Below are 16,540 nucleotides of genomic sequence, written 5' to 3' on the forward strand. Positions count from 1 at the left end.
CAAGTTCACTCGCCGCACGGGGAGGACGTCATGGGGCTGCTGGGGTGGATCATCTTCGGCTTCTTCGCGGGGCTCATCGCCCGGGCCGTGCTGCCCGGGAACCAGCGCCTGGGGTGCATTGGCACCACGCTCCTGGGCGTCGCCGGGGCCTTCGTGGGCGGCTTCCTCACGTCCGTCTGGCGAGGCACCGACTGGCGCGACCCGGAGCCCACCGGCTTCCTGGGCGCCATCCTGGGCGCCATCGTCCTGCTCCTGGTGTCCCAGGCCGCCTTCGGCGGGCGCTCCCGGTAGGTCCCCCTCCCGCCGGGAATCCCGGGACGTCCCACCGGTTGGGGGGCCGGCGGTCGGTTGTCCTACCTGCATGGACCCCCTTCCGGGGAAAGCACGGTTCCCAAGAGGATGCCGGGCACTTTCTGTAGTAGACCGCGCCCCCAGGCATGCAGCGGGGGGCGGTCGGCCGCCGCTGAGCCAAAGGAAAGGCGACGACATCATGATGAAGAAGACGATCCTGATCGCGGCGATGCTGAGCCTCACGGCCTGCCAGGGCCAGGGCGCGAAGCCGGGCGAGACCTCCGCCACCGGCACCACGACGGCGGGCGCCGCCGGTGCTCCCCAGACCGAGGAGCAGAAGACGCTGTACGCGCTGGGCCTGTCCATCGGCCGCAGCATCAGCGTGTTCGACATGACCCCGCAGGAGCTGGAGTTCGTGAAGGCCGGCCTCACCGCCCAGGTCACCGGTCAGAAGACCGACGTGGACCTGGAGACCTACGGCCCCAAGCTCCAGGACCTCGCGCGCGAGCGTTCGCTGCGCAAGGCCAACGCGGAGAAGGAGAAGTCCGCGAAGTTCCTGGAGGAGAAGGCCAAGGAGCCCGGCGCCGTGAAGACCGAGTCCGGCCTCATCTACAAGGAGACCCAGGCGGGCACCGGTCCCCAGCCCCAGGCCACCGACATCGTGAAGGTGCACTACAAGGGCACGCTCGCGGACGGCAAGGAGTTCGACTCCTCCTACAAGCGCGGTGAGCCCACGCAGTTCCCGCTCCAGGGCGTCATCAAGTGCTGGACCGAGGGCCTCCAGAAGATGAAGGTCGGCGGCAAGGCGCAGCTCGTGTGCCCCTCCGACATCGCCTACGGCGACCGCGGCGCGCCCCCGAACATCCCCGGCGGCGCCGCCCTGGTGTTCGAGGTCGAGCTGCTCGAGATCGTGAAGCCCCCCGAGGCTCCCCCGGGCATGCCCGGCGGCATGGGCGCCCCCCCGGCCCCCGGCGCGAAGCCGCCCCCGGCCGCCAAGCCGCCCCCGGCGACGAAGTAGTCACCCCCTCCCTCTCGCGGGAGCGGCGGTAACGAGGGCCGACGTGAGGGACTTCCCCTCGCGCCGGCCCTCTTCGCGTCCGGGGCTCAACGCGCTGGCGCGTCCGCCTCCACCGCGCTACGCCCCCAGGGCACGCGGGGAGCGGCCCGGACTGCCCGGGCCCCGAAAGGACACGGACGATGAAGCCGGACATGAAGAGGCTCACGTGGGTGCTGGCGGCGGCGCTGATGCTGGGCGCCTGCGCGACGAGCAGTCCGGCGGAGGTGGCGCGCGCGCCGTCCGCCACGGGCGCCGTCTCCGAGGAGGAGTTCAAGGCCATGCACACCCTGCGCACGGACGCCGCCCCCGAGCGCAAGGGCCAGCCGGTGGAGCTGTCCGACGGCTCCAAGGCCTACCTGAGCCTGCCGCCGGGCGCGAAGGGCCCCCTGCCCGCCGTCATCGTCATCCACGAGTGGTGGGGCCTCAACGAGCACGTGCAGGCCTGGGCGGACCGGCTGGCGGCCGAGGGCTACGCGGCGCTCGCGGTGGACCTCTACCACGGCAAGGTGGCCACCACGCCCGACCAGGCGCTCGCGCTGGTGAAGGCCGCGGACGACGACGAGGCCACCAAGACGCTGCTGGCCGCGCACGCGTTCCTCAAGAGCGACCCGCGCATCCAGGCCCCGCGCACCGGCAGCATCGGCTGGTGCTTCGGCGGCGGCTGGTCGCTGCGCACCGCCATGGCCATCCCGGAGCTGAGCGCGGCGGTCATCTACTACGGCCACCCGGTGACCGACCCCCAGCAGCTCTCCACCATCAAGGCGCAGGTGCTGGGCATCTTCGGCACGAAGGACAAGTCCATCCCGCCAGCGACGGTGAAGGCCTTCGAGAAGGCGCTGGACGAGGCCGGCGTGCGCAGCCGCATCGTGGAGTACGACGCGGACCACGCCTTCGCGAACCCCTCTGGCGCGCGCTACGATGAGCGCGCCGCCGCCTCCGCCTGGGCGGAGACGTCCGCGTTCCTCGCGCGCACGCTCAAGCGCTGAGGCGGCACGGGGCCCTCAGTAGGGACGCTGGCCCGTGAAGTTGCCCGGGGGCGCGTAGTTGCACACCCAGAAGTCCCACGGGGAGGAGCCACCAAAGGGAGAGTTGGTGGTGCAGCGCTTCGTGGCGCAGCCCAGGCGGCGGGTGTTGCGCCACACCACCTGCGTGTAGTGGCCGCAGACCTCGCCCGCCTTGCAGGTGTTGCTCGCGTAGTCGTAGTCCGCCGCCTCGTCCACCCAGCCCTTCACCGCGCCCTTCGCGTCCCAGAGCCCCGGCGTGGCGGCGGCGATGTTCTCCCCCGCGTTGCCCCGGCCGTCGTTGTGCTTGAACTGGCACTGCTCCACCCACTTGCGGGCCGTCTCCTCCACCGAGGGGTCCCACGTGAGCGGCTCCAGCGCGGGGGACGGCGTGGGCTTCGCGGCGGCGCGGGCCGCGTTGTGGGCGTCCAGCATGTCGCGGGCGAACTGCGTCAGCTCCACGCCGCCGCCGTCCGCGCCGGTGCCCCCGTCCTCCAGGACGCCCGCGTCCTGGGGCGTGTCGTCCGGGTCCCCGTCGGGGATGCAGGCGAGCAGGAGGAACGGGCTGAGCAGGGACAGGGCGCGGAGGAGGGAAGGGCGTCGCATGGCGGGATTATCCGCGCGCGGGTGGGTGTGCGGGCAAGCGGACAGGGGGGCCGCGAGGATGGGGAGGCGCGGGCGCCCCGTGATAGGGTCGGGGGCCGGTCAGGAGACGCGACATGAGCCACGATGAATCCCGCGCGCGGAAGATCCAGACAGCCCTTGAAGGGAACGATGAGTTCAGCACCTTCTCCATCGACCCGGACCTCAAGAAGCTGAAGCAGAAGCTGGACCTCCAGTCGGAGGCGCAGCACCAGCAGTCCGGCCGCCCGGAGACCGCCCCCAAGTCGGGCATGTTCATGCGGCTGTTCCACAAGATGTTCCGGGGTTGAGGGGCACGATGGTCAAGGAGTCCTACCGCGCGCAGTGGGAACGCTCGCGGGCGTATCTGGAGACGGGGGACCTGGGGCTCGCGCTCCAGGAGCTGCGGGACGCGCTGACGCTGGCGCCGGACGACGCGGTCCTCTGGGAGGAGATCTTCAACCTGTCGCTGCTCGGGGGCCTCACGCAGAACGCCCTGGCCGCCGCGCTGCGGCTGCGGCAACTGGCGCCGGAGAACCCCAACTTCATCGGCCTGCACGCCATGGCCGCGCTGCTCGCCGGCAAGCTGACGGAGGCCCTGCCCCTCTTCGAGGAGGTCCTCCAGCGCGACCCCGAGTCGGTGGAGGCCCGCCGGCAGCTCGCGCGCGCCCTGGACATCGCGGGCCAGCGCGGCCGGGTGCGCACGCTCCTGGAAGAGGCCGTCGCGCGGGCGCCCACGGACCCGGGCGCGCCCAACGACCTGGCGGTGCACTACCTGGAGCACGTGCCCCAGGAGGGCCCGGCGCTCGCCGCGTCCATCCTGGCGCCGGTGCTGGAGGCGCACCCGCGGGACCCCACCACGCACTTCAACCTGGCGCTGGCGCTGCGCCTGGCGGAGCCGGCGAAGGCCCGTCACCACGCGCAGCAGGTGCTCCAGGGCGGTGACAAGGAGCTGAGCGCGAAGGCCCAGCAGTTGCTGTCCATGATCCCCGCCTGAAGCGTCAGGCCGCGCCGGGGCCCCCCGTCCCCGGCGCCATGGATTTCCAGAGACAGACCTTGAAGACCCCGGGCGCCGTGTCCTCCCTCTGCTGGAGCGGCGACGCCCTGGTGGACCCGGTGGGCGGCATGGTGCGCTACCACCTGGACGGCAGCACCTTCGACCCGCACCTCCGCTACGCCTACCGCTTCGACCGCGCGGTGATGTCCCCGGACGGCCGCTACGGCGTGCTGTACGAATCGCTGGGGACGGCGGGGCTGTTGCTCGAAGGCACGCGCGTGGTGCGGCAGCTCACGCGCGACTTCTACCAGGCGCACGTCTACGACTACCCCGTGGCCCTGCACACGCTGCCCAGCGGACGCACGCTGCTGGCGCACTGCCCGGAGTCGTACTGCGTGGTGGAGCTGGAGGACGCCGCCACGGGCGAGCGCCTCACGAAGCGCGACAACACCCCCATCGACATCTTCCACTCGCGGCTCCAGTTCAGCCCGGACGGGCGCTACCTGGCGAGCGCGGGGTGGATGTGGCACCCGGTGGACGCGGCGTCGGTGTTCGACGTGCCCCGCGCGCTGGAGGAGCCCGCGTCGCTGGACAGCGCCGCGCTGATGGAGGGCGTGGAGAACGGCCTCTTCCTCACGGCCGTGGCCTTCGGCGCACGCGACACGCTCGTGTTCGTGCGGCTGGAGGAGTCCCGCGACGACGCCCGGTTCTTCCTGGGCACGTACTCGCTGACGGAGAAGAAGGTGCTATCCGAGGTGGCGCTGGAGGATCCCGCGGGCCCGCTGATGGTCGTGGACGCGGAGCACGTGGTGGACTTCTTCGGCCACCCGAAGCTCGTGTCGCGCTCCACCGGCCGCGTGGTGCGGCGCTGGGAGGACCTGGACACGGGGAAGGTGCTGGCCAGCATCCGCCACCACCTGCCGCCCCCGCCGCCCTTCGCGCTGGACGCCGCGCACCGCCGCTTCGCCGTGGGCACGGCGAGCGGCATCGAGGTCGTCACGCTCGCGGCTCAGTAGGGCTTCTCGCCCACCCAGTTGCCCGGCGGCGCGTAGTTGCACACCCAGAGTTGCCACGTCTTCACGTCGCCGCCGAAGGGCGAGTTCTTCGTGCACAGCCGCGTCGCGCAGCCCACCGCCTTCGTGGTGCGCCACACCACCTGCGTGTAGTGGCCGCACATCTTCCCGGCCTTGCACCTGCCGGTGGCGTGGTCGTAGTCAGCGGCCTCGTCCGCCCAGCCCTTCACCACCTGCGCGGTGGTCCAGGTGTCCGGCGTCGCGGCGGCCAGGTTCTCTCCGAAGCGGCCCCGGTCCGGGTTGTGCTCGAAGCGGCACTCCTTCACGTAGGCCTCCGCCTTGCGCGCCGCCTCGTCGGACCAGGTGAGCGCGGGCAGCGCCGGCTTCGGCGTGGGACGCGAGGCCTTCGCCCGCGCCTCGTTGTGCGCGGCTACCATGTCGCGCTTCAGCTCCGCGGCGGACGGCACCGGCTTGCGCGTGCCCTCGGAGGGCGCGGGCGCGGGGGCCTTGCGCGCGGCGGCGGTGGCCGCGGCCTTCTTCGTGGAGGCGGAGACGGGCCGCTGCGCGTTCGCGCTGGAGCCACAGCCGAGCAACGGGGCCAGCAGCCACACGGCGAGCCCGCGACGGAACACAGGAGGTGCCATGCGCGGAATCATTCCGCACCCGGGCCCCGCGTGCTGGAGAACCGAACGGGGCAGGCGGCCCCCGGGGGGCCCGAGCCCCCTCCTGCCCTACGCCCCCAGCCCCGTCAGCGGCCCGGTGCCGTCGTCACCGAAGGTCGTCGCGGGCACGCCGAACATGTTCAGCAGCGCGATGTAGAGGTTCGCCAGCGGCTGCCCCCCGTAGCGGATGTGCCGGCCCGGGGCGAGGGCGCCGCCCGCGCGGCCCGCGAGCAGGATGGGCAGGTTCTTGTGCTCGTGCATGTTGCCGTCGGCGATCTCACTGGAGAAGTACACGGCGCTGTGGTCCAGCAGCGTCCCGCCCTCCTCCTGCACGCCCTTCATGCGCTGGAGGAGGTACGAGAACTGCTCCACCTCCCACTTGTCGATTTTGGCCAGCGCGTCGTAGTTGGCCTGGTCCCGCTGGTGGTGCGAGTACGTGTGGTGCTCGCCGGACAGCCCCAGGAACGAATACACGCGGGTGCTGCGCGCGTTGCCCAGCATGAAGGTGCACGTGCGGGTCAGGTCGCACTGGAACGCGAGCACGACGAGGTCCAGCATCGCCTTCGTCTTCTCGCGCACGTCCTCGTCGTCCGAGGGCGTCACGGCCGTGCCGCACGCGGGGCCGCCGCTGTCCATCGCGTTCACGCGCAGCTCCAGCTCGCGCACGCCGGTGAAGTACTCGTCCAGCTTGCGCCTGTCCGTGGTGCCCAGCTTCCCCTGGAGCGCCTTCGCGTCGTCGCGCACGGCGTCGATGATGCTCAGGCCGTACGCCTTGCGCTTCGCCAGCTCCGCCTGCGTGGCGTCCGGGTCGAAGTCCGCGAACAGCCGCTCGAAGGCCGCGCGGGGCTTCGTCTCCTTGGGCACCGGCGTGGACGGCCCCGCCCACGCGATGTTGTTCGCGTACGGGCACGCGTAGCCGGAGTCGCAGTTGCCAATGCCCTTGCCCTGGTCGATGCCCAGCTCCAGCGACGGGAAGCGCGTGGCCTTGCCCACCGCGTTCGCCAGCACCTGGTCCATGGAGATGCCGGTGCGGATGTTGGTGCCCTCCGTCTTGTGCGCCTTCACGCAGGACAGGAACGCGGCCGTCGCGGCGGCGTGGTGGCCGTCGCCGTCCGGCTTGCCGGGCAGGTTGTCCAGGCCGCTCAGCACCAGCACGTCCCCCTTCACCGGCGCCAGCGACGCGAGCGTGGGCGTCAGGGAGAAGTTCGCGCCCTCCCCACCGGGCGTCCACTTGGGCATGTGGATGCCGCAGGGCGTGTAGAAGGCCATGAAGCGGCGCGGGGCCGGCGTGGCGGCGCGGGCCGTGTTGGGGCGCATGACGTCCAGGAGCGGCAGCGCCATCAGCGCGCCCATGCCGCGCAGCAGCGTCCGGCGGGAGAGGGCAGTGTGACTCATGGCTTGGGTTCCTCCGCTTCGCCACGCCGCTGCAGGAACGCGTCGCTGCGGACGATGGCGAGGATGTAATCGGTGAGCCGGCCGCCCCGGCCTTCCGCCTTCTGGGAGATGTCGCGCACGGTGCAGCGGTCCTGTTCCTCCGCGCCGCGCCCGAGCGCGTAGGTGAGCAGGTGGCGCGTCATGCACGCGGACAGGTCCGGGTCCTGCTTCACCACCACGCGCATCTCCACCACGCCGTTGAACGTCTTGCCCCCGGGCAGCTCGCCGCTGGGGTCCACCGCCGCGCCGCCCTCCTCCTTCGTGCGCCAGCGGCCCACCGGGTCGAAGTTCTCCATGCCGAAGCCCAGCGGATCCATCAGCGTGTGACAGCCCGAACAGGAGGGGTTCACGCGGTGCTGCGCCATGCGCTCCTTGATGTTGAGCGTGGGGTCCACCGCCGGGGCCAGCCCGCCCGCGTCGGGCGGTGGCGGGGGCGGGCCCTTGCACAGCAGTTGCTCCAGCACCCAGACGCCGCGCTTCACCGGCGACGTGCGGTCCGGGTTGGCGGTGACGGTGAGCAGCGCGCCCTTGCCGAACAGGCCCGCGCGCTCCGGGTGGTCCTTCAGCTCCACGCGCGTCATCGCCGTGGTGCCCGGCCTGGGCAGGCCGTAGTGCGAGGCCAGCCGGTCGTTCACGTAGGTGAAGGGCGCGTCCAGCAGGTCCTTGAGGCGGTGGTCCCCGGTGACGAACTCCTGGAAGACGAGCTGCATCTCCTGGCGCATGGCCTGGCGCAGCGGCTCGTCGAAGCCGTAGCGCGACTCCGGCTGGGCGAAGTCGAGCGCGCGCGTGTAGAGCCACTGGCCCGCGAAGTTGTCCACCAGCGCGTGGGCCTTGGGGTCCGCCAGCATGCGCCGCACCTGCGCCTCCAGCACCTCCGGCTCGTGCAGGTGGCCGGCCTCCGCGGCCTGCAGGAGCGCCTCATCCGGCATGCTGCTCCAGAGGAAGTAGGACAGGCGGCTCGCCAGCTCCAGGTCGCTCACGGCGTGCGGCGCGGTGGACGTGGGCGCGGGGTCCAGCTCCACGCGGAAGAGGAAGTGCGGCGACACCAGCACCGAGCGCAGCGCCAGCTTCACGCCCACCTCCGGCGCGTCGCCCTGCCGCTTGGCCAGAGAGACGAACGCGACCAGCCGCTCGACTTCTTCCGGCGTGACGGGCCGGCGCCAGGCCTTGCGCGCGAAGGTCTTGAGCAGCTCGCGCGCGCACGCCTCCGGGCGGGCGGGGTCGAGCGCGCACGTGTTGAACACGCCTCGCGTCCACGCGGCCTCCACCAGCCCTTCCGCCGCGTGGGAGTACTTCTCCATCAGCAGCGGGGACATGCTGAGCACGTCCGCGTTGTTGTCGAAGCCGAAGCCGTGGTCGTCCGGCGGGAAGCTGCTCGCGGGCGAGCCCGTCTCGCCCAGGAGGTCGCGCACGGTGTTGTTGTATTCAGCGCGGTTGAGGCGGTGCAGCGTGACGCGGCCCGGGTCGCGCGCCGCCGAGCGGCACAGCACGTCCTGGGGATCCACGTTGCCGGGCGCGTCCGGCCCCGGCAGCACCCGCGCCTTGGGGGGAGCATCGTTGCAGCCCGCGGCCAGCACCGCCGCCACCGCCGCGAGGCCCACCCTCCGCCATCTCCGACCGCAGGCCGTCACCGCGCGCACGCCTCCTCCGGGCCGTGAAAGGGCCCTGGCGAGCGCTCCAGAAGCAAGACGCTCACCAGCCGCGGCGTGACGACAGGCCGACGCCACGCTCCGTCCCCGGGGTGGAGATGGGCACGCGCGGGGGACCCGTGTGGAAGGGGAGTTCCGCGACCGGGCAGCGCCCGGGATGCGCGAGGGTACCGCGCGCGCCGACTCCTGCCCCGGAGGGCGGGTCAGGCGGCGCGGCGGGTCCCGGAAGCGGGCAGGAGCGACGCGGCCCGCCTCCGGGGAGACGGCGGCGCTACTTCGCGTCCTTCGCGGTGCCCGTCGTCTTCGCGGCGCCGTCGAGGTACGCGCGGTAGGCCTCGAAGCCGTACGGCCGGCCGAGGAAGTCCTTCACCTGCTCCGCGGCGGGCTTGGAGCCGCCGGGCTCCAGCACCGTCTTGCGGTAGTGCATGGCCGTGTCGCGGTCCAGGTAGCCGTTCTCCTGGAACTTGGACTCCAGGTCCTTCGCGATGACGGAGGACCAGAGGTACGTGTAGTACGCGGCCGAGTACCCATCCAGGTGCCCGAAGGCGAGCTCGAAGTGGGTGCCGTCGCGGTACTCGTGGCGGAAGGGGGACAGCTTCTTCTGCAGCTCGGACAGCACCGCGGACGTGTCGAAGCCCGGCGTGCGCGAGTAGTACTGGAGGCTGACCGCGGACAGGAACAACTGCCGGCGCGCGTACAGGCCCTGGCCGAACTCCTTCGACGCGCGCAGCTTCTCCACCAGCTCCGCGGGGATGGGCTCGTTGGACTCGTGGTGCTTGGCGAAGCTCTTGAGCACCTCCGGCTGCTCGGCCCACTGCTGCAGCAGCATGGACGGCGTCTCCACGAAGTCGCGCTCCATGGAGATGCCGGAGATGGGCGTCCACTTCTGGTGGCCGGAGAAGATGGTGTGCATCAGGTGGCCGAACTCGTGGAAGAACGTGCCCACCTCGTCGTGCGTCATCAGGTCGCCGGGGCGCGGGAAGTTGCACACCAGCACGCCCTCCGGCAGCCGCTTGTCCTGCTCACCCGTGACCAGGTCGAACTGCGCCGCGTGCTTGTACTTGTCGTCACGCGGGTGCATGTCCAGGTAGATGCGGCCCAGCGGCTTGCCGCCGTCCAGGACGTCATACGCCTCCACGTCCGAGTGCCACGTCTTCGCGTCCTTCACCGGCTGGAAGGCCACCCCCCACAGGCTGGAGGTGATGCCCATCACGCCGTCCTTCACCCGCGCGTACTCCAGGTAGGGCCGCACCGCCTGCGAGTCGAACCCGAACTTCTCCGCGCGCAGCCGGTCCTCGTAGTAGTCCTGGTCCCAGGGCTCCACCACGGTGGCGCCCTTCACGTCCTTCTTCTTGCGCGCCAGCAGGTCCGCCATCTCCTTCTTCGCGCGCGCCTCCGTGGCCAGCGCCAACTGGTCGATGAAGTCCGCCGCGGCCTGCTGCGTGCGCGTCATGCGCGTCTCGGTCGTGAAGGCCGCGTAGGTGTCGTAGCCCAGGAGCTTCGCCAGCTCGTTGCGCTTCTCGATGAGCTGCGCGAGCACCGCCTGGTTCTTGGGGAACGCGCGCTGGCGGTAGGTGCGCCAGAGCTTCTCGCGCGCCTTCGCGTTCTTCGCGTACGTCATGAACGGGAAGTAGTCCGGGTAGTTGCTGGTGATGACCACCTTGCCGTCCGCGCCCGGCGCGTGCGCCTTCTTGTAGTCCTCCGGCAGCCCGTCCAGGTCCTTGGGTGTGAAGGCCACGCTGCGCGTGTCCTCCGCGATGTTCTGCCCGAACTGCTGGCCCAGCTTCAAAATCTCCTCGTTGAGCGTCTTCACCTTCGCGCGCGTGGCCTCATCCCGGTCCACGCCCGCGCGGCGGAAGTCCAGCAGCGTGCGGTCCACCCAGTGGCGTGTGACGGCGTCCGCCTTGGACAGGTCCACCAGCGACAGCGCGTCGTAGACGCCGCGGTCCTGGGACAGCGCCACGTTGGCCGCGTCCACCTGCTGCTCGCACTCGCGGGACGCGTCGCGCATGGCGGCGTCCGGGTGCACCTCATGCGTGAGGCTGGAGCGGTTGGCCGCGTTGATGAGGGCCGTCTGCGCCTCGTCGTACGCCTTGAGGACACCCTGGCCGTTCGTCTTGGGGTCCAGCTTCTTCAGCGCCGCCACCTGCGCCTGGGCGCGCTCCAGGTCCGCCTTGCACAGGGCCTTGAAGGCGTCCGGCGTGCCGGCCAGCGCCTCCGAGCCCTTCATGGGCGCCACCTGCGGCTTCGCCGCGTTGGCGGCGACGCGGGCCATGGCCTCGCGGTTCTGCGTGATGCTGCCGTTGGAGCAACCCGTCGCGGCGAGCGCCGCCACCACGGTGAGCGCGGGGATTCTCAAGGGGACTTCCTCCACATGGGGAACGACCTGCTTCGCGGGCCCGTCATGCCACATCCCCGCCCCTCCGCGCCCGTCCGCCGTGAACGGCCAGGCCGCCCTCCGGTGCAGGCCGGATGCTGGGAGGCCCTGGCTGACGCACCCCGCCTTGTTCCCCGTCCAGCCGCCCGGTAATCCCGCACTCGCCTCGAATTCTTGGAAGTTGTCCTGGCCGGAGGGTGAACACGGATGCGCAAGGCACTGGGTGGTGCGGTCGCGGCGTTGTTGCTGTGGGGCTGTGGCGGGGCGGGCACGGAAGCGCCCCCGGCGTCCGCGGAGGGGCTGTCACTCACCTCCGGCACGGGGCTCACCGAGGGCACCTGGTCGCACGACGGTCAGACGGTGTCCTTCGCCTCGCGCGAGGTGGAGCCCGGGGTGTACCGCCTGGAGGTGCGCATGCACGGCATGACGCTGACGGGCCTGATGGACCCGGCGTCGGGCGTGTCCACGCTGGACGGCTTCGCGGACGCGAACGTGCAGGACACGCAGGTGGTGGACGCGGACCGCCAGGTGCTGAGCGCGCTCTACGGCGCCCTCAACCAGGGGCTGCCCCAGGGTGACGCGGCGGCGCCGGAGGCCATGTACCTGCGCCGCGCGGTGGGCATGTGGGCGCAGCAGCCCACGAGCGTCACGCTCAAGCGCACGGTGATGGGCGAGCAGGGCCGCGGCTATACGATGCTGTGCAGCTACGCCAAGTGTGCCGGCAAGTGGACGGGCAGTTGTGGCGGCACGTACAACTGGTACTCGTACGCGAAGCACGACTGCAACGTGGGCGGCTTCGACAACGCTCGCAACCAGCAGATCGCCCAGTTGGGTGACCACACGACGTGCAGCGGTGACGAGTACTACCTCAACGGCAGCACCTGGGTGTGCGGCGAGCCGGACCACTGGTCGCGCCCCAAGGTGATGGGCAACTGCTTCGGCCGCTGCGGCGGCGGCTGCGGCGGTGACACGCAGTACACGCTGGACGCCACCAACCACGACGGTTGCGTGCGCAACGGCCACATGCTGGCCTCCGGCTACTGCGATGATCAGTTCATGTCCGCCACGGACGACGAGCTGTTCGCCCCCAACTGCTACTGAAGGCCGGATGGGACGACGCGCGGTGAGACACGCGGTGGGGGCGGCGGGGCTGTGGCTCGCCGCCGTGGGCTGCACGTCCACGACGTCCTCCAAGGCGGAGGCCGGAGAGGCGGCCGTGCGCCGCTTCTTCCAGGCCCTGCCGTCCGGGGACTGCGCGGTGCTGGGCCCCCTGCTGGTGACGGGTCAGGGCATGCCTTCGTGCGAGGAGACGGTGAAGGACCTGCATGAGCACGGCATGGGGCTGGTGGATGTGCTCGACGCGAAGGTGGATGGCCGCGACCCGGACGCGGTGGTGGTGCGGGCGCGGGTGTCGCAGGGAGGAAGGGAGCGCGCGGAGCCGTTCCTCTTCCGGGTGGAGCGCCAGGGTGACGGCTGGCGCCTTCGGTTGTAGGGGGCATGGACGATGCGGAACCGTGAGCGGGTGATGCTGGGGAGCGCGGTGGTGCTGGTGGCCGCGCTCATCGCCGTGGCGTGGTGGCCGTCGCGCGAGGCCTCTTCGCCCGCCGCGCCGCCTCCCGCGCGGAGCGTGGGCCCCGGCCCGGTGACGGCGGCCCAGGTGTCGCCGGAGCGCGCGGTGCCGGTGCGCACTCCGGACCCCGCGCCGCCCCACGCCACGGTGGTGCCGCCCTCGCCCGGGGACGTGCCGCCGGAGCCGGAGGTGGCCAACGCGCCGCCGCAGCCGAACGACGCCATCGAGGAAGAGAAGCCCCAGACGGCGCGCTGGAAGCTGGAGAAGACGGAGCACATCGCCACGCTGCTGGGGCGGGACGTGTCGCGGCTGGAAGGCGAGCGGCAGGAGGCGAAGTCGCGCGGGGACAAGGCCCGCGTGGAGCAGGTGGACGCGCTGCTCCAGCGCCACCGCGTCCGCCTGGACGAGCTGCGCGAAGAGGCCCGCACCCTGGCCGAGGCCGCGCGCGACGAGCCGCCGGAACCCTGACGGACGGGCGGAGCTCCCCCGCCGGAGGCGCTCTGGACAAAGCTGTCCGACAGTCGGACAGGTTTGGCGGACCGCGCCGGGGGAGGTGGGCCCCTGGCTTGGGGGCCTGCCGGCGGGGGTTGCCTGCCTGGCTGCTCTCCGGCCTGGGCGCCGCGCCCGCTTCACGCGAGGACCCCGCCGCTTCGCGCTGGGAGTACAAGCGCTTCTGCCGGACGCGGCGCGGCCTTCACACAGGCGTGACAGGCACGTTGCCGCGTGCGCATAGAAAAAGACGTGTCCGTTTCCACCGCGACCGCCTCCACCGCGCCCACGAGCACCCCGTCCACCCGAGGCTCCCGGCTGGCATCCATCGCGGTGGCCAGCGCGCTGTTCATGGAGTTCCTGGACTCCACGGCGCTGTCCACCGCGCTGCCCACGCTGTCCGTGGCGTTCGGCACCGACCCCGTCCACCTCAAGCTCGCGCTGACGTCGTACATCCTGGCCCTGGCGGTGCTCGCGCCCGCGAGCGGGTGGATCGCCGACCGCTTCGGTCCGCGCCGCGTCTTCATGACCGCCATGGTCGTGTTCCTCGCGGGCTCCGTGCTGTGCGGCTTCTCCCAGACGCTCGCGCAGCTCGTCGTCTTCCGCACGCTCCAGGGGCTGGGCGGCGCGCTGATGGTGCCCGTGGGCCGGCTCATCGTCGTGAACTCGGCGCCGCGCGAGAAGCTGGTGTCCGCGATGAGCTGGTTCACCATGCCCGCGCTGATGGGACCGCTGCTGGGCCCGCCGCTCGCGGGCCTCATCCTGGGCGTCGCGGACTGGCCGTGGATCTTCTTCATCAACGTGCCGGTGGGCCTCCTGGGCATGTGGGCCGTGGCGCGCTTCGTGCCCCCGCTGAAGCAGCCGGACCCCGGCCCCTTCGACACGAAGGGCTTCGCCCTCGCCGTGGTCGCCATCACCGCGCTGATGGGCGCGGCGGAGACGGTGGGCATCGGCCTGGTGCCGTGGCCCGTGCAGGCGGGCATCACGTGGGTGGCGGTGGGGGCGCTGGTGGCCTACGTGCGGCACGCGCGGCGCACGCCGCGCCCGGTGCTCAACCTGCGCCTGTTCCAGGTGGACACCTTCCGCGCCAGCATGATGGGCGGCGCGCTGGTGCGCATCGGCCTGGGGGCGACGCCCTTCCTCCTGCCGCTGCTCTTCCAGGTGGCCCTGGGCTGGGGGCCGCTGGAGGCGGGGCTCGTCACCATCGGGACGGGGCTGGGGGCCTTCGCGTGCAAGCCGGTGGCGCCCGCGCTCATCCGCCGCGTGGGCTTCCGCCAGACGCTCATCGCCTCCAACCTGCTCACCGCCGCGCTGACGGCCGTGCCCGCCTTCTTCGGCGTCACCACGCCCATCCCGCTCATCATCGGCACGCTGATGTTCAGCGGCTTCATGCGCTCGCTGCAGTTCACCGCCACCAACACGATGGCCTACGCGGACCTCCCCCGGGAGTCGGTGAGCAACGCCTCCACCGTCGCGGTGGTGACGCAGCAGATGGCGCTGAGCGTGGGCATCAGCTTCGGCGGCCTGATGCTGCACGTGGCGCGCGGCGGCGGTGACGTGCGCCTCACGCCGGACCGCTTCCTCCTGCCGTTCCTCGCCATCGGCCTCGTGTCGTCGCTGGCCGGGCCGCTCTTCCGCCGGCTGCGCCCGGACGCGGGCGAGCACATCGGCGGCCGGGCCGCGGCGCGCGGCTGAAGCGTCCGGCGCGCGACACAGCCGCCGCTCCTTCGTAGGGCAGGCGGGCAGGCGGAGACCCTTTTTCCCACCTTCTTTCATCCCACCCTCCCCACCAGTTTCCCGGCGGGGAATCCAACGGATGGGGGTGGGAATGGGTTGGGCTGCACTCACAGGACTGCTGCTCGCGGGCATGACGGCGGCGACGCCGCCCACGGCCATCCCGGTGCGGGGGGGCAACGCGCTGACGCTGCCCGCGCACCGGCACATCGTGCGCGTGTCGCGCAGCGAGGGCTCCGTGCTGCTCACGGCCGTGCAGCAGGGCGGACAGGACGGGCACGGCCTGCGCCTGTTCCGCAGCGACAACGGCGGCGGCACCTGGAAGCAGGAGGGCGTCATCCACGACGGCTCCACCTACGACCGCGCGGACCTGGTGGCGGTGGGCAGGGACGTGGCGCTCGTCTACGCGGTGGAGACGCCGGACAGCACGGGCATCGGCGGCTCCACGGCTCGCGACGTGTACTTCCAGTGGTGGCGCTACAGCGCGTCCAAGAACCACTGGCTCCCGGACAAGCCCGTGCGCGTGTTCGACTCCACCAGCTCCAGCACCGCGTACTACCGCGCGGAGCTGGCGCGCGACTCCAAGGGCCGGCTCTGGGTGCAGGCCTTCTTCCGGGAGAAGGACGCGAGCAACACGCTGGTCATCTCCGTGAGCAGCGACGGCGGCTCCACCTTCCGCACGCAGTCCGCGCTCGCGCGGGACATCCCGAAGCGCGGCGGCGGGCGGCTCATCAGCCTGGGCAGCCGGCTGATGATGCTGTGGAGCTCGCACGACGGCCGCGACACCACGCACTACCGCATCCGGGATGACAGCGCGTCCGTGTCCACCTGGTCCTCCACGCGCACCGCCTTCTCCGACGGCATCTACCACGGCGCCGCGATGAGCGCGGTGGCGGACGGGAAGGGCGGCCTGCACCTGGTCTACAAGGACAACTCCGAGCGGCTGAGGTACCGCCGCTTCGACGGCTCCAGCTTCGGCTCCGCGGTGAAGGTGCTGGAGGACGGGGACTGGGCCACGCAGCCGGCGCTCGTGCGCGCGGGCAGCAGCCTGTATCTCTTCTACAACCAGCCCCGGAGCGACGGCTCCGGCTACCGGCTGTGGGTCCGCGCGCTGTCCTCCAGCGGCAAGCCGGGCGCGGGCAGGGAGCTCGCGTCGGTGTCCGGCTTCGCGGGCTACCCGGCGGCGCCGGACGTGCTGCCCTCGGGCGTGCCGCTGGTGTGCTTCTTCGGCATCGAGCCGTCCTCCGGCTCCAGCTCCCGGCTGTCCTTCTTCTCCACCAGCGCGTCGTCGCTCAAGTCCCAGACCGTGGCGGCGAGGCAGGCCCCGGCGGCGGAGGACGAGGACGGCGAGCGGTTCACCGCCACCGGCGGCCCGGCCGCGTCCCCGCCGCCCCAGGACCCTGGCGCGCTGGTGAGCGCCGCGACGAGCCCCTCCCAGCAGGCGATGGCCGCCGGGTGTGGCGGTGCCAGCGCGATGCTCGCGGTGGGGGTGACCTTCAGCCTGATGGAGTGGGGCCGCCGCCGGCGCGCCCCGGTCCTGCCCGGCTAGCAGGGCAGGCCTTGCGTCGCGGGCCGCGGAAACGAACGCGGGCGGTCTCCCCGGGACAGGCTTCCCGAGGGGCACCGCCCGTGGGCGCGTCTCCCG

The 16,540-nt window shown here is 72.0% G+C and carries 16 protein-coding genes; 11 read left to right on the forward strand and 5 right to left on the reverse strand.

The window, feature by feature from the left end:
* Nucleotides 1–30: 30 nt before the first annotated feature.
* From K8612_RS34950 to K8612_RS34960, 3 genes are all read left to right on the forward strand, one after another.
* The gene (locus tag K8612_RS34950) at nucleotides 31–291 is read left to right on the forward strand and encodes a GlsB/YeaQ/YmgE family stress response membrane protein (RefSeq protein WP_120567008.1); all 261 of its coding nucleotides are present in this window, start codon (nucleotides 31–33) and stop codon (nucleotides 289–291) included.
* A 202-nt stretch (nucleotides 292–493) separates the two neighbouring features.
* Nucleotides 494–1,309: an FKBP-type peptidyl-prolyl cis-trans isomerase gene (locus K8612_RS34955; RefSeq protein ID WP_223739752.1), complete on the forward strand. Its 816-nt coding sequence runs from the start codon at nucleotides 494–496 to the stop codon at nucleotides 1,307–1,309.
* A 191-nt stretch (nucleotides 1,310–1,500) separates the two neighbouring features.
* Nucleotides 1,501–2,334, forward strand: coding sequence for a dienelactone hydrolase family protein (locus K8612_RS34960; RefSeq protein ID WP_223739672.1), 834 nt, complete (start codon nucleotides 1,501–1,503; stop codon nucleotides 2,332–2,334).
* Nucleotides 2,335–2,349: 15 nt separating this feature from the next.
* Here the strand turns inward: K8612_RS34960 and K8612_RS34965 are convergent, their stop codons facing one another.
* The gene (locus tag K8612_RS34965; protein WP_223739671.1) at nucleotides 2,350–2,955 is read right to left on the reverse strand and encodes a CAP domain-containing protein; all 606 of its coding nucleotides are present in this window, start codon (nucleotides 2,953–2,955) and stop codon (nucleotides 2,350–2,352) included.
* Between the two features lie 113 nt (nucleotides 2,956–3,068).
* On the opposite strand from K8612_RS34965, the gene K8612_RS34970 reads away from it, so the two are divergent.
* Genes K8612_RS34970 through K8612_RS34980 form a run of 3 tightly spaced genes read left to right on the forward strand, consistent with a single transcriptional unit; the run spans nucleotide 3,069 to nucleotide 4,983 of the window.
* Nucleotides 3,069–3,281 (forward strand): hypothetical protein, encoded by a 213-nt coding sequence (locus K8612_RS34970; protein ID WP_120552358.1) that lies wholly within the window; start codon nucleotides 3,069–3,071, stop codon nucleotides 3,279–3,281.
* An 8-nt stretch (nucleotides 3,282–3,289) separates the two neighbouring features.
* Entirely contained in the window at nucleotides 3,290–3,967 is a 678-nt protein-coding gene (locus K8612_RS34975) for a tetratricopeptide repeat protein (RefSeq protein ID WP_223765428.1), read from the forward strand.
* Between the two features lie 59 nt (nucleotides 3,968–4,026).
* Nucleotides 4,027–4,983: a hypothetical protein gene (locus tag K8612_RS34980; protein WP_223765429.1), complete on the forward strand. Its 957-nt coding sequence runs from the start codon at nucleotides 4,027–4,029 to the stop codon at nucleotides 4,981–4,983.
* Here K8612_RS34980 and K8612_RS34985 read toward each other — a convergent pair.
* From K8612_RS34985 to K8612_RS35000, 4 genes are all read right to left on the reverse strand, one after another.
* The gene (locus K8612_RS34985; RefSeq protein ID WP_223739668.1) at nucleotides 4,977–5,624 is read right to left on the reverse strand and encodes a CAP domain-containing protein; all 648 of its coding nucleotides are present in this window, start codon (nucleotides 5,622–5,624) and stop codon (nucleotides 4,977–4,979) included. The two genes, K8612_RS34980 and K8612_RS34985, sit on opposite strands and share 7 nt — an antisense overlap.
* Before the next feature lie 87 nt (nucleotides 5,625–5,711).
* Complete coding sequence (locus tag K8612_RS34990) at nucleotides 5,712–7,037, reverse strand: DUF1552 domain-containing protein (RefSeq protein ID WP_223765430.1); 1,326 nt, start codon at nucleotides 7,035–7,037, stop codon at nucleotides 5,712–5,714.
* Nucleotides 7,034–8,677: a DUF1592 domain-containing protein gene (locus K8612_RS34995; protein ID WP_223765431.1), complete on the reverse strand. Its 1,644-nt coding sequence runs from the start codon at nucleotides 8,675–8,677 to the stop codon at nucleotides 7,034–7,036. Before K8612_RS34995 ends, K8612_RS34990 begins: the two co-directional genes overlap by 4 nt.
* Before the next feature lie 319 nt (nucleotides 8,678–8,996).
* Complete coding sequence (locus K8612_RS35000; RefSeq protein ID WP_373692162.1) at nucleotides 8,997–11,138, reverse strand: M3 family metallopeptidase; 2,142 nt, start codon at nucleotides 11,136–11,138, stop codon at nucleotides 8,997–8,999.
* 171 nt (nucleotides 11,139–11,309) lie between these two features.
* Here K8612_RS35000 and K8612_RS35005 point away from each other — a divergent pair, with 171 nt between their 5' ends.
* From K8612_RS35005 to K8612_RS35025, 5 genes are all read left to right on the forward strand, one after another.
* Complete coding sequence (locus K8612_RS35005; RefSeq protein ID WP_223739665.1) at nucleotides 11,310–12,203, forward strand: hypothetical protein; 894 nt, start codon at nucleotides 11,310–11,312, stop codon at nucleotides 12,201–12,203.
* A gap of 7 nt (nucleotides 12,204–12,210) precedes the next feature.
* Entirely contained in the window at nucleotides 12,211–12,594 is a 384-nt protein-coding gene (locus K8612_RS35010; protein ID WP_223739664.1) for a hypothetical protein, read from the forward strand.
* A gap of 12 nt (nucleotides 12,595–12,606) precedes the next feature.
* The gene (locus K8612_RS35015; protein WP_223765432.1) at nucleotides 12,607–13,140 is read left to right on the forward strand and encodes a hypothetical protein; all 534 of its coding nucleotides are present in this window, start codon (nucleotides 12,607–12,609) and stop codon (nucleotides 13,138–13,140) included.
* A 354-nt stretch (nucleotides 13,141–13,494) separates the two neighbouring features.
* Nucleotides 13,495–14,856: an MFS transporter gene (locus tag K8612_RS35020; protein ID WP_223765463.1), complete on the forward strand. Its 1,362-nt coding sequence runs from the start codon at nucleotides 13,495–13,497 to the stop codon at nucleotides 14,854–14,856.
* Nucleotides 14,857–14,989: 133 nt separating this feature from the next.
* Nucleotides 14,990–16,444 carry a sialidase family protein gene (locus K8612_RS35025; protein ID WP_223765433.1) on the forward strand — a complete coding sequence of 485 codons (1,455 nt, stop codon included), beginning with the start codon at nucleotides 14,990–14,992 and terminating at the stop codon, nucleotides 16,442–16,444.
* Nucleotides 16,445–16,540 lie beyond the last annotated feature (96 nt).

Source organism: Corallococcus sp. AS-1-6 (assembly GCF_020037015.1).
Classification (GTDB): Bacteria; Myxococcota; Myxococcia; order Myxococcales; family Myxococcaceae; genus Corallococcus.